This window comes from Flavobacterium album, assembly GCF_003096035.1.
GTDB classification, from domain to species: domain Bacteria; phylum Bacteroidota; class Bacteroidia; order Flavobacteriales; family Flavobacteriaceae; genus Flavobacterium; species Flavobacterium album.
This window is the reverse complement of sequence record NZ_CP029186.1, coordinates 1464510-1486852: the sequence shown is the minus strand read 5'-3', so window position 1 is coordinate 1486852 and position 22343 is coordinate 1464510. Positions and strand designations below refer to the sequence as shown.

Genomic DNA, 22343 nt, shown 5'->3' with positions numbered 1-22343 from the left:
ATCGTTTGTCACTTCGAGCGCAGTCGAGAAGCAAAAATTATGGAAATACCGCATTTCGACTGCGCTCAATGTGACATTTCCATAATTTTTGCTTTCGCCTGAACATATTCAATCTAATTCAGTTCCAAAATAAGCGCCGATTTAGGAGCAACGGTCATCTCTTCCGCTACATTTACAGTTTTGCCCGTCATGATGTCTTTACCTGAAACCCTTCCTTTCAGGCTTTCGCCAAAACGAGCCGTTTTAAAAGTCCTTGCCTCGGCGCTATCATTGAAAACCACCATCACAATATCTTTATCATTGTACCTGAAATACACATAAACATTATCCTGCGGGACATAATGTGTTGTTTTCCCGGTATGAATGACCTCTTTATTTTTTCTCCATGTAAAAAGCTTCGACGTATAGTCAAAGAATTTCTGCTGGTCTGCTGTGCGGCCTGCTTTGGTAAAAGCATTGTTGCTGTCGCCTGCCCATCCGCCCGGGAAATCCCTGCGGATGTCACCATCGCCTTTGCCTTTATCGCCTGCCATACCTATCTCGCTGCCGTAATACAATTGCGGTATTCCGCGCACAGTAGCTACAAGCGCCATCGCCATTTTGTATTTATTGAAATCGCCTTTATATATTTCGTTGAAGCGGCCCGTATCATGGTTCTCTGCAAAAACCAGTATATTGTTGATATTTGGATACAAAAAGTCGTTCGCGAAATTGTCGTATACCTTCTGCATGCCACTATCCCACCCGGCCTTGTCTTCATTAAATACGCTGCTAATAGCATCATGCAGCGTAAAATCCATTACCGTTGGCAGGTAGGAGTTATAGCTTTGAATTGCCGCTACTTTACTGTCTTTCTGCCAATAGGCCATCTGCGCCTGGTCGTGCATCCACACTTCGCCTGCTATATTGAAATACGGATATTCATCGGTAATGGCTTTCGTCCATTTTGCAATGCCGGCCTTGTCGTTGTACGAATAGGTATCCACACGGAAGCCATCCAGGTCGGCATATTCTATCCACCATATAGCATTTTGCGTAAGGTAATTCAGCACCAACGGGTTGCTTTGGTTCAGGTCGGGCATCGATTCTACGAACCAGCCTTCCTCACATTGCACAGCATCAATCTTTGAAGCATTCGGGTCGAATTGCGTCGTCATGCGGTAGTTGGATTGCGAATAGCCCGGGAACTGGTGTACCCATTCGTAGGTCGGCAGGTCTTTATACATCCAATGCTCGCTGCCCCAGTGGTTGGTCACGTAGTCAAGGATGAGCTTCATGCCTCTTTTCTTCAGTTCTGCCGAAAGGCGCAGATAATCTTCGTTGGTGCCATAGCGCGGGTCTATTTTGTATACATCTGTCTGCGCATAGCCGTGGTAGGAGCCACGGGAATGATTGTCTTCGCACACAGGCGTATTCCAGACCGCCGTAACGCCAAGCTCCTGGAGGTAATCAAGGTTTTTGATGATACCTTCGATATCGCCGCCATGCCTGCCGCCATCGTTGCTGCGGTTGGCTTTTTCGGCCATTGACTTATCGTTGTCATTATTGGGGTTGCCGTTCGCAAAACGGTCGGGCATGATAAGGTAGATCATATCCGATGAATCGTAGCTTTTCCTTTGCGCCGAACCTTCCCTGCGTTTTTTCAGGGAATAATTTTTAGTGAAAGCAACTTTGTTTTTACCATCTTTAAATGAAAAAACAAGATCGGAAGCCGCAACATTTTTGGTGTCGATGGTGACGAAAATGTAATTCGGGTTTTCCGTGCGCACCACATTTTTGATCACGATGTTATTCGAAACCGATGGGGTGTACTGCGCTATATTCTTCCCATAGAACATCACCTGAAGCTCCGGGTTGTGCATCCCGGCATACCAGAAGGGGGGCTCCATACGGTCGATTTGGGCGAAGGCCGTAGCTGAAAAAAGTAATAAGAGTAATAGTTTTTTCATAGTTAGCTCTTTAGTCCTCACCCCCAACCCCCTCTCCCAAGGAGAGGGGGCAGCTGCACTCCTGCCGGCATATAATACCTTCAAAAGTGAAGTGAGATATAATTATTTTATTTGCAATATTTTCCTTTAGCTTTCGCGAACTTTGTCATTCTGACGAAGGAAGAATCTCTTTATCAATTAGAGAGCGACAGTGTTTACACCGTCACTAATGTATTCGGCTCTACAGTTACTTCCTTGCCGTTTACCACGACTGCAAGTTCCCTTTCGCCTTCTAATGTAAAATTCGTTTCTCCCGCGTGTACCGATACTTTCAGTACCTGGTTGCGGAAGTTGATCTTGAAGGAGTAGCCTTTCCATTGCTGTGGTATCCTGGGCTCAAAATGCAGCGTGTCGTTCTTCACCCGCATGCCGCCAAAGCCTTCCACGATGCTCATCCATGTACCGGCCATACTGGTTATGTGCAGCCCTTCTTTTACCTCTTTGTTATAATCGTCAAGGTCAAGGCGCGATGTCCTCAGATAGAAAGTATACGCCTGCTCCATCCTGCCAAGCACGGCGGCCTGAATAGAATGAACGCACGGCGAGAGTGACGACTCATGTACCGTAAACGGCTCATAGAAATCGAAATGTTTTTCCAAATCTTCTTTCGAGAAATGGTCTTCAAAGAAGTAAAAGCCCTGCAATACATCAGCCTGCTTGATGTAGGGCGAACGCAGTATCCTGTCCCAACTCCATTTCTGGTTGATGGGGCGCTGTGATGGGTCAAGGTCGGCCACCTTAACCAGTTCCTTGTCCAGGAAGTTGTCCTGCTGTAAATAAACCCCGTGTTTTTCCGAATAGGGGAAATACATGTTGTCTGCAACGTTCTTCCATTGCAGCATCTCGGCAGCATCCAGCTGCACGGCTGCCATGACACGGGCGTGATCTGCCGGGTAGTTTTCCTGTACTTTTTCTATCTGCTCAAGGGCATAATCAATGCACCATTTGGCGATATAGTTGGTATAAAAGTTGTTGTTTACGTTGTTTTCATATTCATTCGGACCCGTTACACCCAGTATCACATACTGATCCCTGTTAGTAGAATACGTTGCTCTCTGGTGCCAGAAACGCGCAATGCCTATCAGCACTTCCAGCCCTTTTTCAGGAATGTAGCTGTAATCGCCTGTAAAGCGGTAATAGTTATATATGGCAAAAGCAATAGCGCCATTGCGGTGTATCTCTTCAAAAGTAATCTCCCACTCGTTGTGGCACTCCTCGCCGTTCATGGTAACCATTGGGTAGAGTGCCGCACCATTGGTAAAGCCAAGCTTAGCGGCATTCTCTATGGCCTTGTCCAACTGGTTGTAACGGTACGTCAAAAGGTTTCGCGCCACCTGCTGGTCTTTGGTCGCCATGTAGAACGGTATGCAGTAGGCTTCGGTGTCCCAGTAGGTGCTTCCGCCGTATTTTTCGCCGGTAAAACCTTTCGGGCCAATATTGAGCCTTGGGTCTTTGCCAAGGTAGGTCTGGTTTAGCTGGAAAATATTGAATCGGATGCCCTGCTGTGCCTTTACATCACCTTCTATGGTAATGTCGGCCATTTCCCAGATAGAAGCCCAGGCCGCTTTCTGCTCGCCAAGCAATGCCTCATAGCCTTTTGCCTTAGCATCGTCTATTACATTTTTAGCGGCATCGGCCAGCTTGTCTTTATCATGGTTCATCGAAACCGTGTATCCTCCAAATTTTATAATCGCTGCTGTATCGTTCGGGTTGGCTTCAATAGTATAGCTGAACTGCACTTTATCTTCGGAAGCTTCGGCATTCGCCGGAAGTATTTCTAAGTCTTTGCCGTTAAGGAAGATGCTGTTGTGCATGAACGTACAGGCGTTGAAATGCGTCTTGTATGTACGTGCCGTAACAAAGGCTTCATTGCCCGAATGCTGTACATCAAGCGGTTCCCAGAATTTCTCTTCCCAGTTGGCATCCACGTTCTTCACGCCGGCATCTACATACGGTTTGAAGGTGATCTGTGCCGCACGGTTGAGTGGCTTTACTTCGTAATTGATAACACCCAGCTCATCAGAAACCAATGAAAGGAAACGCGTTACATTTACTGATACTTCAGTGCCGTTTTGCAAGATTGCTTCAAATGAGCGGTTGTACCAGCCTTCCTGCATATTGAGCTCACGCCTGAAATTCTTAACTTCGCATTTGCTAAGGTCAAGGATTTCATCATTGATGATAATATCGATGCCTATCCAGTTGGGCGCGTTGAGCACTTTGGCAAAATATTCGGGATAACCGTTTTTCCACCATCCTACTTTAGTTTTGTCAGGATAGTAAACGCCAGCGATATAGCTGCCCTGAAAGGTATGCCCGGAGTAGCTTTCCTCAAAGTTGGCGCGCTGTCCCATGGCGCCATTGCCTATGCTGAATAAACTTTCGGAAGATTCAACCCTTTCCGCATCAAATCCCTCCTCTATGATCGACCAATTGTCAGGTAGTATATAATCCTGGTTCATTTTTATGTAGTAACTAAAGTTGCTAAAAATTTCGTATCTATTTCTGTAAAGTCGTTAAAGTTGTATTGCGCCTCGTGCAGCACAGATTTGTCGCCAATGCCTATGCTTACCATCTTCGCCAAGTTAGCGGCCTGTATCCCTGCTACCGAGTCCTCAAACACTATCGCTCCTTCGGATGGCATACCAAGCAGCTGTGCCGCCCTGATAAAAACCTCGGGGTCGGGTTTAGCGTTGGTTACATCGTTGCCATCCACAATTGCATCGAAGTAGTGGAGTATCCCCACCTTCTCCAGTATTGGGCGGGCGTTCTTGCTTGCCGAACCCAATGCGACTTTTTGGTTGTTGTCTTTTAAATACTGTAGCACCGGCACCACGCCTTCCAAAATCTCATCGGCTTCCATACGGTCGATGTACTGCAGGTAGGCCTCGTTCTTTTCTGCCAGCCATTTGTCCTTATCCTCCTGCGAGGCTTCTACATTGCCAAGGCCGAGGATGATGTCGAGGGAGCGCACGCGGCTCACCCCTTTTAATTGTTCATTGTGTTCATGTGTAAAATCGATCCCTAAACGGTTCGCTATCCTTTGCCAAGCCAGGAAATGGTATTTGGCCGTATCGACAATAACCCCGTCGAGGTCGAAAATAAATGCTTTTTGGTTCATTATTTTTTGAATGATGTTTTTGGATCGGATGCCACGGTATCATCGACATCCTTAACTTTTGAAACGAGCAGCGCCGCAATAAGAAAGCTTACGCCACTGGTAATTATCGCATAGATGGCATTTCCGTTATAAACATATTTTACAATCGGGCTGCCTATCAGCGCATTGATGATTTGCGGTATTACGATAAAGAAATTGAAAATGCCCATGTAAACGCCCATTTTCCTTGGTGCAATAGAGCCCGCGAGAATAGCATACGGCATCGATAAGATACTTGCCCAGGCGATGCCTACGCCCACCATGGATACCATTACCCAGTTTTCGTTGGGCATAAAGTAAATAGAAATGAGGCCTAATCCGCCAATGACAAGCGAGATAGAATGTGTGAGTTTCCTGCCGATCTTCGCGGCGATAGCAGGCAGGCAGAATGCAAAAACAGCCGAAACAGCATTGTAGACCCCGAAAAGTATGCCCACCCAGTCGCCTGCATCCTGATACGATTTGCTTGAAGAATCGTCAATGGATAAGTGGTAAATGTGGTGCGCAATGGCAGGAGTGGTGAATACCCACATCCCAAACAGGCCAAACCACGAAAAGAACTGCACCCAGCTAAGCTGCCGCATTGTAGCGGGCATTTTTGCAAAATCCGTAAAGATATCGGAAAGCTTTGCTTCCTGCGGCTTTTCGTCAGGAACACCTTCTGCTTTGTCAAATTTTGCCAGTTCTTCAGGTGTATATTCCTTCGTGGTTACTACAGTAATGATAATGGTTGCTACCAGGACGGCTGCCCCGATAATAAAAGAAAGCGTAAGGTTCAGCGGAACGCTGTCGCCAACCTTCTCGTTGGATACGCCAAACCAGTTGGTCACCACATACGGCAGTACCGAACCGATCACGGCCCCGAACCCGATAAGCGCTGTCTGTACGCTAAAGCCAAGGGTACGCTGGTCGCTGCGGAGGTTATCGGCCACAAGAGCACGGAACGGCTCCATAGCAATGTTGAATGACGCATCCATAATCATGAGCATACCCGCGCCTACCCAAAGGGCCGGAAGGAGCGACACAAAAATATCAGCCTGCGGCATGAGTATGAGGCCGACAGAAGCAAGCAATGCACCAACAAGGAAAAAAGGTTTCCTTCGCCCAAAACGGGTCCAGGTGTTGTCGCTGTAATGACCTATTATAGGCTGGACAATAAGTCCCATCAATGGGGCTATGATCCAGAACCACGAAAGCTCATGTACATCGGCGCCAAAATTTTGGAGTATCCTGCTGGCATTGGCATTTTGCAGGCCAAAACCCATTTGTATTCCCAGGAAGCCGAAACTCATGTTCCAAATTTCCCAGAAACCTAATTTACGCTTTTCCATTATCGTAATTAAATGATTACTAATACGATAAGCGTTTTATGGCTTATCAAATCTTATAGGTTGAAGTGGACTATAAGCGTTGATAATTATAGCAAAGATATATGTTTTTTAATCCGAAAAACATTTAAGGTCAAAAAAATTCCACCAAACAAGGCGGAATTGATTTTTCAATACACTGGTATTAAATATTTTACATACAACTACAACGTTGACGTAGATTCTCTTTCCACAAGGTGCGTATCTATCAGTTCGGTGCGGTATTGTTCATTCTCTTCCTCTTCTTCCTCCATTTCGAGCCTTTCTATGAGCAGCTTTGCAGCCCTGCCGCCCATTTTTATTCCGTTCTGGCTCACGGTGGTAATGCTCGGGGTAGAGAATTGCGAAATAATGCCATCGGTAAATCCTATTACTGAAAGGTCTTCCGGCACCCGAATGCCCATCTTGGTAGCGAGCTTGATGCTTGTTACAGCAAACAGCTCGTTTACCGCAAAAATAGCTTCGGGCTTATTCTCCTTTAGCATTTTTTCTATTTTGGAAGCACAGTTGGCAATGTCTTCGATTTTTACAATCATGTCTTCTTCCACCGGGAGGTCGTGGTCACTTAGCGCGTGGAGGTAGCCGTCGGTACGCAGCTTGCCAACACTCACATAGTCTACCGTAGTGACCAGCGCCACCTTTTTAAAGCCCTTTTTTATAAGAAAATCTACAGCATCATAGGCCGCCATCTGGTCGTCGATGATCACCTTGTCGCACAGCACATCGTTGGTCACACGGTCGAACATCACCACAGGCATCCCCTGGTTGATGACCTCCTGTATGTGGTGGAAATCTTTTTTCTGCTCGGTTTCTTTAGACAGTGACATGATAAAGCCGTCGGTACTGCCTGTTGCAAGCATTTCCATGTTGATCACTTCCTTATCAAAAGATTCGTCCGAAAGGCATACGATCACGTTGTACCCGTTCTCGTTGGCCACCTGCTCTATGCCGCTTATCACGGTTGCGAAAAAATGGTGCACTATCTCGGGGATTATTATTCCTATCGTCTTGGTTTTCTTATTCTTAAGGCTTAATGCAATGTTGTTTGGCCTGTAGTTATACAGCTTTGCGAATGCCTGTACTTTCTGGCGGGTATCTTCGCTGATTTCGGGGCTGTTGCGAAGCGATTTTGAAACAGTTGAAATGGATACGTCAAGTTCTTTTGCAATCTGTTTCAGGGTAACTTTTCTCTTCATTGCGAATATGTAAATGAGTGATTCGAAAATAAAGGTAAACGTTATTTTTATTAATAGCAATTATCTTACTGAAAATGTGAGAAATGAAGAAAGTTTTCAACACGACAACGTTTTCGCTTGGGTATAATTGCGAAAACGTTTTTTTGATATTATTTTTTACATAATTTTAACATTCGAAGTGGATTATAAGCAAAAACAAAACGCAAAATTAACCTAAACAACTTGTATGAAAACAATGTACTCAAAGTTATTACTTTTGTTACTGATGCTTCCGATAAGTGCGCTGGCCCAGAGCACTTTATCGGGAACCGTCCGTGATAACGCTTCCGGGCAGCCCATACCCGGGGTCAATGTAATTGTGCAGGGCACACAAAACGGCACTTCCACCGACATGGACGGTAATTTTACGCTGTCCGGAGTAAAAAACGGCGACCAGATCGTGTTTAGCTTTATCGGTTATGCCGACCAGGTAGTAGCCTACAACGGACAGGGCGCCATCGATGTAACAATGACCGAAGACAGCCAGCAATTACAGGAGGTTGTAGTGATCGGTTACGGCAGCACGACAAAGAAAGATGCTACCGGGTCGGTGGTATCTGTAACAGCTAAAGATTTTAACAAAGGCGCCCTTACGAGCGTTGACCAATTGCTTACCGGCCGTGCCCCGGGTGTAAGGATAACCAGCGCGGGAGGATCTCCTGATGCCGCCCCGAACATCAGGATTCGTGGCGGAAGCTCATTAAGTGCAACCAATAGCCCGCTTATTGTTATAGACGGTATCCCCCTGGATCTTGTTTCACCTGCGGGCGTAGCTAACCCGCTTTCATTGGTAAACCCTAACGATATAGAATCGTTTACTGTACTTAAAGACGCCTCTGCTACTGCTATATATGGTTCCAGGGCATCTAATGGCGTAATTATCATCACCACTAAGAGAGGTACATCGGGCAAACCGCAATTTAACTATTCTGCTACAGTGGGTTCGAGCAAAGCCAACAATATGATAGATATGATGGACGGCCCAACTTTTACAAAGTTCATACAGGAGTACCATCCAAATTTAACCAATAATCTAGGTATAGACGACCCTTCGAATACTTTAGTAGATAACCCTGCAACACCAGAGGTTGAAGGACGGATACTGTCTAACACCAATTGGCAGAAAGCCATAACAAGGAATTCCTTTTTCACCGATCATAACTTCAGCGCAAGGGCAAACCTTTTTGGAAAAATGCCTGCCCGTGCCTCTATTGGTTACACTAATAATGAAGGTATCGTAAAAACGAACGATTATGAGCGTTACACCGGATCTGTAAAAATTAATCCAAGCCTGTTTGACGATCACCTTAAAATCGAAGCAAATGCAAAAGGCACCTGGGTGGATAAAAATGAAATAGACGAATCACCCGCTCTTGCCGGGTCGCTGAATATGGATCCTACCAAGCCTATTTACACCACAGGTACAGTTGGTAATTTTGGTGGTTATTACCAAAACACAACGACTTTAGATCCGACAATTCTTGACGGGCAGTATAACCCTGTTAACCTGCTGAACGAAAGAAGGAGGCCAAACAAGGTAAACAGGCTGCTTGCAAATGTGCAGCTTGATTATAAAATGCATTTCCTTCCTGAACTGAGGGCGGTTGTGAATTTTGGTGTTGACGCATCACGTTCTAACATCCTTGAAAAGTTCGGCCAGTATGCTCTTGCAACTTACAAGAAAGATAATGCCAATGGCGCATGGATATTCAATCCCGGAGTAAACTACAGGGAAACACAGCACATTACCAACAAGCTGATGGACGCTTACCTGGCCTACACTAAAAACTTTGACGGACCTGTAACCCGTATTGACGCTCAGGCAGGCCATTCGTATCAGAGTTTTGTGAACGATGGTTACAAAACCAACTACCAGTACAATACAAGTACAGGGGTACGAGAAGAAGTAATAAATGCTGCAAACCCAAACAACAGGTATTACAACAAAACAGTACTGGAGTCTTTCTTTGGCCGTGCTAATGTGGACCTTTATGACCGTTACCTGTTCACTTTCACATTAAGGGCAGACGGTTCGTCGCTATTCAGGAAAGACAACCGTTGGGGCTATTTCCCTGCAGCCGGTTTTGCCTGGAGGATGAGCGATGAAAGCTTCCTGAAAGACAACAGCGTTGTAAGCAACCTTAAATTGCGCCTTAGCGTGGGCCAGACAGGCCAGCAGGATATTACAGGAATTGCCGGCTATTACCCTACATCGGCAATTTACAGCCCTGGCTCTTCCAGCAGCCAGTACCTTCCGGGAATCAGCACTTACAGCCCTAACCCATTCAATGACAAGCTAAAATGGGAAGTTACCACCACTTACAATGCCGGTATTGATTTTTCATTATTCAAAAACCAATTGCTATCCGGTAGCGTAGATGTGTACAGGAAAGATACTAAAGACCTTCTTGCTAAAGTTGGTGTGCCACCGGGGCAATATCTTACCAACCAGATCACTAAAAACGTTGGAAGCATGGTAAACCAGGGTGTGGAAGTTAACCTTAACCTTAAGCCGGTGACAACCGATAGTTTCACTTGGGAGCTTGGAGGTAACCTTGCCTATAACTTTGGAAAAATAAAAGACCTGGGTGATGTAACAAGAAATGACGCTACCGACTCCGGCCTTCCGGTATCTACGGGTATCTACCTGGCAAGCAACAGCGTAGGCTCGCAACCTTATTCTGCCTATGTGTTCCAGCAATTGTATGACAGCGCCGGCCACATTATTCCGGGGGCTTTCAAAGACCGTAACGGCGATGGCATAATAAACAACAGCGACCGTTATTTCAAAGCGCTTCGCCCTAACTATACTTTTGGTTTCAGCACCAATTTTACCTACAAGAACTTCGACCTTTCGGCGAATTTCCACGGACAGTTTGACGGGCAGGTATATAACGCTGTAAAACTACAGGGCGGATGGACAAACAGGCCGGTACCGAACAACTCGAACAGCCTGAACAACGTTCTTGACTTTTATAATGGCGCTGCCGACCCAAGGATCAAAACGATCGCCGACCCTGTGCCGTTATCGGATTACTATCTTGAGAATGCTGCCTTCCTGAGGTGTGACAACATCACATTGGGCTACAGGTTTAGCAACGTAGTAAAATCGGCATCAGTACGTATTTACGGAACAGTTAACAATGCCTTCCTTGTTACTAAATATTCAGGGCAGGATCCGGAAAACTTCAACAGTATTGACAGTAACTTTTATCCGCGTCCGAGAATTTACAGTTTTGGTGTAAATCTTGACTTTTAATACAAAAAAAATTGAACATGAAAAATTTCAGAAATAAGATAATTTTAGGCTTTACCGCATTGGCTCTCGGTATCTCATCCTGTACCAGTGACCTTGATACGAAGCCAAAAGTAGAGATGTCGCTGGAGAACCTGCTGGCTAAAGACCCGCAGGCAGTAGAAGGCCTGCTTTCTAAAATGTATGGCACCTTTGCATTGTCCGGCCCAAGCGGCCCGGGAAGCTCTGATATCAGCGGTAATGCCGGTGAAACAGGTTTCCTTAGGGGTATCATTAACCTGCAGGATTTTACAGCAGACGGTATGAAAAACCGCTGGGGCGATGACGGCCTTGACCAGCTTACCACAGCATCTGACTGGACTTCAAGGAACAAATTTTTCCAGTACCTGTACGACAGGGTGTATTATATAGTACCCCAAACCACAAACATCATATTAGCGCTTGAAAATGTAGACGTGGCCAATGAAGAGCAGATAAAAAGCGAGCTTCGCTTTATCAGGGCGCTTTCTTACTACTACATGATCGATTGCTTTGGCAAGGGCGTTCTTGTGAATGAAAGTAATTACGGCACCACTTCACCGCTTCCTGAAGCTTCAAGAACAGAGTTGTTTAACTATGTGGAAAGCGAGCTGCTCGCTATTGAACCTTCTATGCCGGTGACAAATTCTTACGGAAGGGCAAACAAGGCAGTAGTACGCATGCTGCTGGCTAAACTGTACCTTAATGCTCAGGTATATACCGGAACAGCACGCTGGAACGATGCGCTGAATTACACCTCTCTTGTGATCAATGAGGGCGGATACACACTTGCACCTAATTTTGTAAGCGTATTTAGCGGCGACAACAATACATCGTCTGAGATCATTTTCCCGCTTATCGCTGATCCGGTAGTAAGCCAGAGTTTTGCTAACACGACTTATATCGTGAACGGTTCTTTGGGTACAGAAACGATGCCGATAGGTACTTTTGGCGCGACCGAAGGCTGGTCCGGCCACAGGGCTACGAAAGCCTGGTATTCATTGTACGGTGATCTTGAAACCTCTCCTGACGACAGGGCTAAGCTTTTCTGGACAACCGGGCATAACTATGAAATGGAAAATTATAAAACATGGGTAGACGGGTATCCATCTACCAAATTCAGGAATACCAATTTCAATGGCCCGTCTAATGCCACACAATTTTCACCTACCGATTTCCCTCTGTTCAGGCTTGCGGATGCTTACCTGATGTATGCCGAATGCGTAGTGCGTGGCGGAGGCGGCTCTTCATCGGATGCACTAACGTATGTGAACAATGTAAGAACAAGGTCGCATGCGCCGGCTATTACCGCCAGCGAGCTTACACTTGACTTTATCCTTGATGAAAGGGCGCGCGAGCTTAACCTTGAAGGCCACAGGAGGACAGACCTTATCCGTTTCGGGAAATTTACCGGCGGAAGCTATGTATGGCCATGGAAGGGCAATAGCGCGGGTGGCGTAGCAATCCCTTCTACCTATAATGTTTTCCCGATCCCTCAAATTGCGCTTGAAGCGAACCCTAATTTATCACAAAACCCTGGTTACTAACACAAAACACTAAAGAAATGAAAAAAATATTTAATCTATCAATTGTGGCATTGCTGTTCTTATCGGTAATGTCATGTACTACAGACGACAACCAGATTGTCGTAAGCGAATCGACGAAACCTGTGCTTATTGCACCTGAAGGAAGCGCCAGTATCGTAATAAATCCAAATGCGCTTGATGCCGTGGCCTTAACCCTTGTGTGGGACCATACTGCTTACAGCGTTGATACGGAAATTGATTATAAAGTGGAAATAGCTGCTGCTGAGACGAATTTTGCAGCTCCTATTACTATTGCAAACACAGGTGACCGTTTTCTTGTTATTTCCGGCTCTGAACTTAAAAACTTCCTTATAAAGCAGCCTACTGATAATCCTGCGGGATTGGGCCTTGCCGATGGAGTAAACGCAAACATAGAAGTACGTGTTACCGCGACAATCGGCGACAATGCCGACCTGCCAATGGTATCTGACGTATTACCCCTGACCATTGTTTTTGGTACAGGCGGGGTACCTGAGCCAGTAGACCCTGTGCTTTACCTTGTGGGTGCGCCACAGGCATACTACGGTCTTAGCGCGTGGGACAACGCTACTGCTATACCGATGCGCTATTTGGGTGATGGTACTACAAAAGTTTTTGAGGCTTATGTAAAGATCGCTGCAGGTGAAGGATTTAAATTTATTGGCGAGCAGGGAACCTGGGATAACGGTAACTATGGTACTATAGGGGGTGCCCAGGACGGCAACCTGGAAAATTCAGGTGGCAGTCAGGACATTAAGGTAGCAGATACCGATGGCCTTTACTATGTTTGGGTAGATATTGACAACATGCAATACAAAGCTGTTAAGATGCAGTGGGGTATCATAGGAGATGCAACTCCGGGCGGATGGACTGATGAAACGCCAATGACATACGACTTTGCAACTAACAAATGGTCTATTACAACATCGCTTTCTACAGGTGGTTTGAAATTCAGGACCGCCAATACAGGACAGTTTATTGCAAATGATGCATGGAAATTCAACGTTGGTGTCAGCGATCCGATGGTGACCTACAACCCTGCTTCAACTAATTTCCCTATAACCCCGGGATCTTATACTATTGGGCTTACAGTGAACTTTGACGGCACAGCAGCAGTTACAGGGCTATAATACCTAAAATACAAAAGGGCTGCTTGTCAGCCCTTTTTCTTATATACATTATCATGAAAAAATTTACAATACTATTTTTACTATTAGGCTTCATCGGTTTTGCGCAGGTGACCACAAACCCCACCCCTGTGCTTGCAGACCAGCCGGTGACCATCTATTTTGACAAGGCAGGCACTAACCTGGCAAGTTATAACGGCACCATTTACGTACACACCGGCCTTACGGTGAACGGCACCGACTGGAGCAATGTTATAGGTACATGGGGCTCTAACGCACAGCCATCGCTAACGCTTGTTTCCGGCACAACCTACAAGCTGGAAATACCTACCAGCCTGTATGCGTTCTATGGTGTTCCTACTACGAGCACGATCACAAAAATGTGGTTCGTATTCCGTGCAGCGGGATCTTCGGGGCCGCAAACCAACCCTGACATTTCGGTAAACGTGGGAGCGTTCCAGGTGAACCTCACTGCACCTGCCGTAAACAGCACGACCATACTAAGCTCTGGCGGAAACCTTAACATTACGGCTAACAATACCGGCGGGCCCGCTAACTACAACCTCATGTCAAACGGTGTGAGTATCAATACCGCTAACAACGTTTCGACATTTACTTATAACCATACCGGCATTACGGCCAACCAGAATTATGAATTGGTAGTTACGCAGGGGACGAATGTGATCACCAAAGATTTCTCTGCCATTGTAAACCCAAATACAGCAACCGAAGCAATGCCTGCAGGTATGCGCGATGGCATCAACTACAACGCGGGAGATGCGACAAAGGCTACGCTTGTACTTAACGCACCGGGCAAAGACTTTGTATATGTAGCAGGCAGCTTTAACAACTGGCACCCGACTTCGGCGTATGCCATGAAAAAAGATCCGGGAGGCAAATTCTGGCTGGGGCTTACAGGGCTTACATCGGGCCAGGTAAATACTTTCCAATACTGGGTAGTAGACCAGACTCCTGTTGCCAACTCGCCAGCACTTGTAAAAGTAGCCGACCCGTTCTCTACACTTGTACTATCGCCGGACGACGACCCTTATATTACTGCGGCTACATATCCGGGGCTGCCAGTTTATCCGGAAGGCCAGCGTTTTGACGTTAGCGTATTGCAAACGGCGCAGCCTTCTTACCCGTGGCAGGTTACCAATTTTGTGAAACCGGCCAAAGAAGACCTTATTATCTACGAATTGCTTGTAAGGGATTTTACACAGGGTAAAACGTGGGACGCATTAAGCGCGAAGATTGATTATTTCAAGAACCTGCACATCAACGCTATCGAGCTTATGCCGATCATGGAGTTTGAAGGCAATATTTCATGGGGTTACAATACTACTTTCCACATGGCTAATGATAAAGCCTATGGTACAGCAGATTCTATGAAAGCATTTATCGACCTTTGCCACGAAAATGGTATTGCTGTAATTCTTGACGTTGCCCTGAACCATGTATATGGCCGCTCTCCCCTTGCACGCATGTGGGTAAACGATCCTGACGGTGATGGTTATGGAAACACAACAACCGAAAACCCCTATTGTAATGTTGTTGCAACACACTCGTATAGTGTGGGCACCGACCTTAACCACCAGTCGGCCCTTACACAATATTATGTGCAAAGGACGATTGAGCACTGGATAAACGATTTCCATATCGACGGTTTCCGTTGGGACCTTACCAAAGGCTTTACACAAAACTGTACCAATAACGAAACCTGCACCAACAACTACCAGGCCGACAGGGTTGCGATATTGAAAACCTATGCCGATATGCAGTGGGCTTTAAACCCGAACTTCTATGTTATATTTGAACATCTTGGTGTAGGAAGCGGGCCGGGCAGCTCTGCCGCTGAAGAAACCGAATGGGCCAACTACCGTGTAGGTGAAGGAAAAGGCATCATGCCTTGGGGTAAAATAACCGACCCATATAACCAGAACACCATGGGGTATGCCACAAACAGCAACTTCAGTTCTATTGATTTTGAGAACAGGGGTTACAGCCAGCCAAGGCTTGTAGGCTTTGCAGAAAGCCATGACGAAGAAAGGCTGATGTATAAAAATATCCTGTACGGAGGAACGTCTGGCTCGTATGATGCCGGAGACCTTAACACGGCACTTGACAGGATGAAGGCCTTCGGGTCTGTATTCCTGACAGTACCGGGACCAAAAATGATTTGGGAATTTGGCGAGCTTGGTTACGAATTCAGCATCAACCGCTGCGAGGACGGAAGCATCAACAATGGCTGCCGTACCAATCCTAAGCCCATAGCTTTTGAGCTTGGATATGATACGAATGCTGAAAGGATGTCGCTGTACAACACCTGGGCAAAAATGCTAAAACTGCGTAAGGAGAATGCAGTTTTCCATACCAATACCTTTACCGTGGCATCGGGCAACCTGCTGCCAAGGCTCGACATATGGAGTGACGCTATACCTGCAACACAACTGAAAAATGTTATCGTGCTTGCCAACTTTAACCTTACAGCGCAATCGGTTAACACCAGCTTCCCTTTTGGAGGCACATGGTACAACCTTATGGACAACTCACCGTTTGACGGCTCTATAACAAGCATTACGCTTCAGCCGGGCGAGTTCAGGATATTTGGCAACCAGGCGGCCATAGTGCTTGGCAATGAAGAATTCAGTACTACTACTATCGCGTTATACCCTAACCCTGCGAAAAACCAGTTCAGCCTGAGCACTGCTGCCGAAAAGGTAGAAGTGTATGCTGTAACCGGCCAGCTGGTAAGGTCTTTTGGTGCGGCAGAGGCCAACACATCATTTGATGTGAGCAGCCTGGGCAACGGCCTGTATATGGTAAAAGTTACCGATGCAGCTAACCGCCAGAGCACCATGAAGCTTGTAAAAGAATAGTTTGAGTTAGTTTTTATAAGTTATGTTTCTTAAGGCCTGCGTTAAACAGCAGGCCTTTTGTTTAGATCATTATTACATTTACGCTATGAAAAAATTGTTGCAAAAAATCACGGCCTGCCTCCTACTCTTGCTTTTGGCAGCTACAGCGCAGGCACAAACTACAGGAGTACAGTTTCAGGTGAACATGAACCAGCAGATAGCGCTGGGGAATTTTAACCCTGCCACGCAAACGGTGGATATCGCCGGGACATTCAACAACTGGGGCTCCCCTACTACCGTACTTTCCGATACCGATGCTGATGGCATTTATACCGGGACCATAACGCTTACGGTTGGTGCCACCGTACAATTCAAGACCCGTATCAATGCGCAGTGGAACGGCACGGAAGAATTTTCCGGAGGCGGCCCGAACCGCAGCTATACCGTTGTTGCAAATGGGATAGTATCCTATTGGTACAACGATGTGCTGCCGCCCGATATGCTAAATGTAAACGCGAAGGCCAATGCCTATGTAGTGCAACCCGGCGAAGCCGTACAATTTTTAGACTTTTCGGCAGGCAACCCAGTTTCGTGGCAATGGTCTATGCCCGGTGCAACTCCCGGGACATCTGACCTGCAAAACCCAGTTGTAGCTTATGGTTCAACCGGAAATTATAATGTAACGCTAACCGTTACAAATGCAGATAGCGAATCGGCAAGCCGGACATTTACCAATTTTATAAGGGTAGATGCCATGGAGACGCACTGGTGGAACGACCGTGTATTTTATGAAATATTCGTCCGCAGCTTTAAGGATAGCAATGGTGATGGCAAAGGCGACCTGCAGGGGCTTATTGATAAGCTGGACTACCTGAACGATGGCAACCCGAATACCACCACCGACCTTGGCATTACAGGAATCTGGCTGATGCCGGTACAGCAGTCGCCATCCTACCATGGGTATGACGTGACAGACTACATGACCGTGGAGCAGGATTACGGCAACAACCCAAAATTCATCGAGTTCATGCAGGCGGCTCATGCACGCGGCATAAAGGTGATCATCGACATGGTGATGAACCACACCAGCGACCAGCACCCGTGGTTCATTTCGAGCAGGAACCCGGCCAGCGACAAGCGCGACTGGTACATTTGGGAAGACACTGACCCGAACACTCCCGGCCCTTTCGACAATGACCCATGGCATGCTTACAATGGCGACTGGTACTACGGCGCTTTTACCGGGAGCATGCCCGACCTGAATTTCAACAACCAGGAAGTACACCAGGCAATGGAAGATGTGGCTGAATTTTGGCTCAACGATATGGGCGTGGATGGCTTCAGGCTCGATGCTGTGAAGTTTTTATACGAAACCGCTACCGAAACCCAGAATGCACCACAGACAATAGCTTATTGGCAGGAGTTCAGGAATTATTATAAGTCGGTAAATCCAGATGCCTTTGCTGTGGGCGAGGCTTGGGATGTTACCAGCATTGCCGCAGAGTATGTAAACAACAACGGCCTGGATTACTGCTTTGAATTTGAGCTGGCCGACGCGATACTGAATGGCCTGAACAGCGGCAGCGCCACCGATCTTACCAACCAGATGGAAGACGTAATGAAGTCGTACCCGTTCCTGCAATTTGGCACTATACTGGGCAACCATGACACCAACAGGGTAATGAGCACTTTTAGCAGCGATATGCCGAAGATGAAGGCAGCCTCTGCCCTGCTGCTTACCCTGCCGGGCATACCTTACATCTATTATGGTGAAGAGATAGGCATGACGGGCGTGAAACCGGATGAGCTAATCAGGAAGCCGATGCAGTGGGCGCCTATAAGCGGTGCAGGCTTTACTACAGGGACATCATGGCAGGCAGTCAATGCCGATTACACCACCAAAAACGTGGCGGCACAGCAGGCCAGCAGCACATCGTTATGGAACCACTACCGGAACCTGATCGCGATGAGGCAGGGTCAGAATGCGTTGACAAAAGGTACATTTAAAGGGGTAACAACATCTTCCACTGCGGCTTTCGCCTTCCTGAGGCAGTACCAGGATGAGAATATCCTTGTGGTGGTAAATATGGGCTATGCCACCCTCGCGAACCTGACGGTATCACTGCCGTACGGCGGGATAACGCCGGGTATCTATTCCGGCACAGAGCTATTGAGCGGCGGCGCGATGGATTTTACCATAGACAGCAACGGAGGTTTCATTAATATGCCGCTCCAGCCTCTTGCCGCAAAAGGAGTAACCATATATAAGTTTTCCGCGCCATTGAGTATGGCGGATAACAGTATCGTCAAAGCGAGCCTTTATCCTAACCCGGCAGGCAACAGCTTCAGCATTACGGTTGCTTCAGAAAAACAGAGGTATATACCATAACGGGACAATTGGTAAGAAGTTTCGGCCCTGCCAGTGCGGAAACTGCTTTTGATATCAGCAGCCTTGACAAAGGATTATATTTGGTGAAGGTAACGCATGGTATTGGGCGTATGAGTACAATGAAATTGGTGAAGGAGTAAGAAATTAAAATATAATAAAAATGGAAACTAAAAGCTGGAAAGAGATAAAAGATGCTGTGTACGGTGTTCAGGGGACTGAAAGACGCGAAGAGCTTCAAAGAGATTTTGAGAGCTTTAAGATTGGTCTTATGCTAAAAAAAGCCCGTGAAGAAAAAAATTTAACCCAATCGCAATTAGCCGAAATAGTAGACAAAAAACGGGAATATATTTCGCGAATTGAAAATAATGGAAATAACCTGACACTTAAAACGCTTTTCGACATTGTAGAAAAAGGTTTAGGCGGTAAGGTAAAAATCCAAATCGAGCTATAAATATTTCATAAAATCATAAAGAGGTTGTCACAAAAGGCAGCCTCTTTTTTTTGTTATCACTATCATAAATACATAGCATATCCCCTATTGCTGATGTATTTTTAAAGTTGCTTAAATTATAAAATATGAAAAAGATAACACTTATAGTATTTATAGCATTGCTATTTACAATGTGCAAAAGCCATAAGACTGCAACATCAGGCACCTCAGAAGCTAAAGTTGAAAAACCTGCTGAAGTACAATACCGCGACGATTTCAGGGCGGCAACCGATAAGGAAAGAACAAAAGTGCTGAAAGGGCTGAAGGCCACTGCTGCCAAATATTCGGTGGTGATACTCACGCAGAACTATAAAGGCGAGAAAATCACTTTAGGCAACGCAAAAGGCCAGTTTTACAGCGGCTATGCCATATCCAACCTGAAAACCGGCATTGCAGATAAAACCAGGATCGATAATACTGTTGATACTACCCTATACGACAAGTCGGATAACCACGAAGTAGTGATAGAAGCCAAAGAAGCGCAGAAATATAAATTCATCTATGTGATGAAAAATCCGGGATCGAAAACACCTTTTACGGTGACGTACAGTAATACGCTAAGGCCATTGGAGTAGGCCTTCCCATCTCCTAAGGAGAAACTCTACTTCTACCGATTTGCCATTACTGAAACAAAGCCAACTTTCCCTTTAGCACTGATGGAAGCGGTATCCTGCCGACGAAGGAGGCAGATAAAGCGGACAGCAGGACCGGCGATGGTAAAAGTGCGCTTAGACTGCTGCTCCTGAAAATTTATTATCTTACATATATACTATATCAAATAACCACCCCGCCTTTCAGGCACCCCTACAAGGAGGGGAAGAGCTGCACTCCTGCCGGAAAGGAATGGACTATATACTCATAATAGCAATTGGAACATTGAATTATTAGCACATTGCTCCATTAAAAACCCTATCTTTACGGTACTCCGGCTGTTAAAAATCATTCTCTCAAGAATAATTTTTCTACATATTTGAATTTCTAAGAATTAATTGTACTTTTGCAACCCCTTTATTGGGGACGGAATGTTTAATTAAAATTATTTATTGTGAACACATTAAGCTACAAAACAGTTTCGGCTAACAAAGCGACTGCTCAGAAAGAGTGGATCGTTGTCGATGCTGAAGGGCATAATTTGGGCCGTTTTGCTTCTAAAGTTGCGATGCTTTTAAGGGGCAAATACAAAACAAATTATACACCGCACGTTGACTGTGGCGATAACGTAGTGGTTATCAACGCAGAAAAAATCAACCTTACAGGTAACAAACTTGACGACAAGATCTACATGCGTCATACCGGTTACCCAGGAGGACAAAGGACGCTTACCGCTAAGGTGATGCAGGCTAAGAACCCTGCTATCCTTGTTGAGAAAGCTGTAAAAGGAATGCTGCCTAAGAACAAGCTTGGCGCTGAGCTATTCCGCAATTTAAATGTATATGTAGGACCTGACCACAAGCATGCTGCTCAGTCGCCTAAAACCGTTAACTTAAACGACCTGAAGTAAATGGCAACTATCCACAAAATCGGCAGGAGAAAAACTGCTGTTGCCCGTATCTACCTTAGCGAAGGCACTGGTAAGATCACGGTAAACAAAAAAGAACTTGAAGTGTACTTCCCAACCGCTACGCTACAGTACAAAGTACGCCAGCCGCTTTCTATGACGAACAGCGCTGAGAACTTTGACGTGAAAGTAAACGTATACGGAGGCGGTATCACAGGACAGGCTGAAGCTGTACGTATGGCTATCGCCCGCGCTATGTGCGAGGTTGATGCTGAGAACCGCGGCATCCTGAAGCCTGAAGGACTATTGACAAGGGACCCACGTATGGTTGAGCGTAAGAAATTCGGCCAGAAGAAAGCCCGTAAGAGATTCCAGTTCTCTAAACGTTAATATTCTGTATGCCCTTGTTATAAGGGATTTGATTAAAAATTTAAAAACAAAAGTTGTTGTTGCCCCGCTGAGGCGAGGGGTTAGTTTAGCATCTAAATGGGCAGGGCCAGCCATAGTGCGCCACCTGAACATTGCGCTTACTCAACAGAACGTAAACTATTACAAAAATGGCAAATAAAGTAGAAGTTAAAGACTTACTGGAAGCAGGTGTACACTTCGGACACATGACCAGGAAATGGGACCCTAACATGGCCCCGTACATATACATGGAGCGTAATGGCATACACATTATCAACCTGTATAAAACTGCAGCTAAGATCGAAGAGGCTAACGAAGCCCTTAAAAAGATCGCTGCTTCAGGCCGAAAAATCCTTTTCGTAGCCACAAAAAAACAAGCAAAAGACATCGTTGCTGAAAAAGCAGCGGCAGCAAACATGCCATACATCACTGAAAGGTGGCCAGGCGGTATGCTTACAAACTTCGTTACTATCCGTAAAGCCGTTAAGAAAATGGCTTCTATCGATAAAATGAAGAAAGACGGAACATTTATGACACTTTCGAAAAAAGAGCGTCTTCAGGTTGATCGTCTTCGTGCTAAGCTTGAGAAAAACCTTGGCTCTATTGCCGACATGACAAGGCTTCCTGCCGCGTTGTTCGTAGTAGACATCAAGGCTGAACACATCGCAGTAAAAGAAGCTCAGAAATTAAACATTCCGGTTTTCGCAATGGTAGATACCAACTCTGACCCACGCCAGGTTGACTATGTTATCCCTGCAAATGATGACGCTTCAAAATCTATCGAAAAAATCTTATCGCTTGTAACAGGCGCTGTAGTTGACGGCCTTTCTGACAGGAAATCTGACAAGGAAGACTTCCAGGATGACGCTGAAGGCGCAGTTGAAGCTGCTCCTGTAGCTGCTGCTCCTGCTGCTGTAGAAGCTCCTGCACAAACAGAAGCTCCAGCTGCTACTGAAGAATAAGTTAACATTACAATAAAGCCGT

16 protein-coding genes are annotated in these 22343 nt (G+C 46.0%); 11 read left to right on the top strand and 5 right to left on the bottom strand.

The genetic code is table 11. The features are described from left to right. Positions 1-113 precede the first annotated feature (113 nt). From HYN59_RS06495 to HYN59_RS06475, 5 genes are all read right to left on the bottom strand, one after another. Positions 114-1949, bottom strand: a complete 1836-nt coding sequence (locus HYN59_RS06495) for a glycoside hydrolase family 13 protein (RefSeq protein WP_108779657.1) — start codon at positions 1947-1949, stop codon at positions 114-116. Between the two features lie 194 nt (positions 1950-2143). Continuing rightward, complete coding sequence (locus tag HYN59_RS06490) at positions 2144-4450, bottom strand: glycoside hydrolase family 65 protein (protein ID WP_108777500.1); 2307 nt, start codon at positions 4448-4450, stop codon at positions 2144-2146. A gap of 2 nt (positions 4451-4452) precedes the next feature. Then, positions 4453-5109 carry a beta-phosphoglucomutase gene (gene pgmB / locus HYN59_RS06485; RefSeq protein ID WP_108777499.1) on the bottom strand — a complete coding sequence of 219 codons (657 nt, stop codon included), beginning with the start codon at positions 5107-5109 and terminating at the stop codon, positions 4453-4455. Then, positions 5109-6479 (bottom strand): MFS transporter, encoded by a 1371-nt coding sequence (locus tag HYN59_RS06480; protein ID WP_108777498.1) that lies wholly within the window; start codon positions 6477-6479, stop codon positions 5109-5111. The genes pgmB and HYN59_RS06480 overlap by 1 nt, the downstream gene beginning before the upstream one ends. A gap of 200 nt (positions 6480-6679) precedes the next feature. After that, positions 6680-7711: a LacI family DNA-binding transcriptional regulator gene (locus HYN59_RS06475; protein ID WP_108777497.1), complete on the bottom strand. Its 1032-nt coding sequence runs from the start codon at positions 7709-7711 to the stop codon at positions 6680-6682. Between the two features lie 226 nt (positions 7712-7937). On the opposite strand from HYN59_RS06475, the gene HYN59_RS06470 reads away from it, so the two are divergent. From HYN59_RS06470 to rpsB, 11 genes are all read left to right on the top strand, one after another. Continuing rightward, positions 7938-11009, top strand: a complete 3072-nt coding sequence (locus tag HYN59_RS06470; RefSeq protein ID WP_245895673.1) for a SusC/RagA family TonB-linked outer membrane protein — start codon at positions 7938-7940, stop codon at positions 11007-11009. A 17-nt stretch (positions 11010-11026) separates the two neighbouring features. Beyond that, positions 11027-12571, top strand: coding sequence for a RagB/SusD family nutrient uptake outer membrane protein (locus HYN59_RS06465; RefSeq protein WP_108777495.1), 1545 nt, complete (start codon positions 11027-11029; stop codon positions 12569-12571). A gap of 17 nt (positions 12572-12588) precedes the next feature. Further along, complete coding sequence (locus tag HYN59_RS06460) at positions 12589-13719, top strand: SusE domain-containing protein (RefSeq protein WP_108777494.1); 1131 nt, start codon at positions 12589-12591, stop codon at positions 13717-13719. 53 nt (positions 13720-13772) lie between these two features. Next, a complete protein-coding gene (locus tag HYN59_RS06455; RefSeq protein WP_108777493.1) occupies positions 13773-16595 on the top strand; it encodes an alpha-amylase family glycosyl hydrolase in 2823 nt (940 codons plus the stop codon). Positions 16596-16680: 85 nt separating this feature from the next. After that, on the top strand, positions 16681-18963 hold the full coding sequence (locus HYN59_RS06450) for an alpha-amylase family glycosyl hydrolase (protein WP_181369520.1): 2283 nt from the start codon (positions 16681-16683) through the stop codon (positions 18961-18963). A gap of 8 nt (positions 18964-18971) precedes the next feature. Then, positions 18972-19103, top strand: coding sequence for a T9SS type A sorting domain-containing protein (locus HYN59_RS18440; RefSeq protein ID WP_181369519.1), 132 nt, complete (start codon positions 18972-18974; stop codon positions 19101-19103). 20 nt (positions 19104-19123) lie between these two features. After that, positions 19124-19414: a helix-turn-helix domain-containing protein gene (locus tag HYN59_RS06440; protein ID WP_108777490.1), complete on the top strand. Its 291-nt coding sequence runs from the start codon at positions 19124-19126 to the stop codon at positions 19412-19414. A gap of 125 nt (positions 19415-19539) precedes the next feature. Beyond that, the gene (locus HYN59_RS06435) at positions 19540-20028 is read left to right on the top strand and encodes a hypothetical protein (RefSeq protein WP_108777489.1); all 489 of its coding nucleotides are present in this window, start codon (positions 19540-19542) and stop codon (positions 20026-20028) included. A gap of 470 nt (positions 20029-20498) precedes the next feature. Continuing rightward, positions 20499-20954 (top strand): 50S ribosomal protein L13, encoded by a 456-nt coding sequence (gene rplM / locus HYN59_RS06430; protein WP_108777488.1) that lies wholly within the window; start codon positions 20499-20501, stop codon positions 20952-20954. Beyond that, positions 20955-21341 (top strand): 30S ribosomal protein S9, encoded by a 387-nt coding sequence (rpsI, locus tag HYN59_RS06425; protein WP_108777487.1) that lies wholly within the window; start codon positions 20955-20957, stop codon positions 21339-21341. It begins immediately after the preceding gene. Between the two features lie 167 nt (positions 21342-21508). Next, positions 21509-22321, top strand: a complete 813-nt coding sequence (gene rpsB / locus HYN59_RS06420) for a 30S ribosomal protein S2 (protein ID WP_108777486.1) — start codon at positions 21509-21511, stop codon at positions 22319-22321. The last annotated feature ends 22 nt before the right edge of the window (positions 22322-22343 follow it).

Excerpts from the sequence above, each read along its gene's own strand:
- pgmB (WP_108777499.1), bottom strand. The coding sequence starts at position 5,109 with ATGAACCAAAAAGCATTTATTTTCGACCTCGACGGGGTTATTGTCGAT.
- HYN59_RS06495 (WP_108779657.1), bottom strand. The coding sequence starts at position 1,949 with ATGAAAAAACTATTACTCTTATTACTTTTTTCAGCTACGGCCTTCGCC.
- HYN59_RS06450 (WP_181369520.1), top strand. The coding sequence starts at position 16,681 with ATGAAAAAATTGTTGCAAAAAATCACGGCCTGCCTCCTACTCTTGCTT.
- HYN59_RS06435 (WP_108777489.1), top strand. The coding sequence starts at position 19,540 with ATGAAAAAGATAACACTTATAGTATTTATAGCATTGCTATTTACAATG.
- HYN59_RS06455 (WP_108777493.1), top strand. The coding sequence starts at position 13,773 with ATGAAAAAATTTACAATACTATTTTTACTATTAGGCTTCATCGGTTTT.
- HYN59_RS06440 (WP_108777490.1), top strand. The coding sequence starts at position 19,124 with ATGGAAACTAAAAGCTGGAAAGAGATAAAAGATGCTGTGTACGGTGTT.
- HYN59_RS06470 (WP_245895673.1), top strand. The coding sequence starts at position 7,938 with ATGAAAACAATGTACTCAAAGTTATTACTTTTGTTACTGATGCTTCCG.
- rpsB (WP_108777486.1), top strand. The coding sequence starts at position 21,509 with ATGGCAAATAAAGTAGAAGTTAAAGACTTACTGGAAGCAGGTGTACAC.
- HYN59_RS06475 (WP_108777497.1), bottom strand. The coding sequence starts at position 7,711 with ATGAAGAGAAAAGTTACCCTGAAACAGATTGCAAAAGAACTTGACGTA.
- rpsI (WP_108777487.1), top strand. The coding sequence starts at position 20,955 with ATGGCAACTATCCACAAAATCGGCAGGAGAAAAACTGCTGTTGCCCGT.
- HYN59_RS06490 (WP_108777500.1), bottom strand. The coding sequence starts at position 4,450 with ATGAACCAGGATTATATACTACCTGACAATTGGTCGATCATAGAGGAG.
- HYN59_RS06465 (WP_108777495.1), top strand. The coding sequence starts at position 11,027 with ATGAAAAATTTCAGAAATAAGATAATTTTAGGCTTTACCGCATTGGCT.
- HYN59_RS06480 (WP_108777498.1), bottom strand. The coding sequence starts at position 6,479 with ATGGAAAAGCGTAAATTAGGTTTCTGGGAAATTTGGAACATGAGTTTC.
- HYN59_RS06460 (WP_108777494.1), top strand. The coding sequence starts at position 12,589 with ATGAAAAAAATATTTAATCTATCAATTGTGGCATTGCTGTTCTTATCG.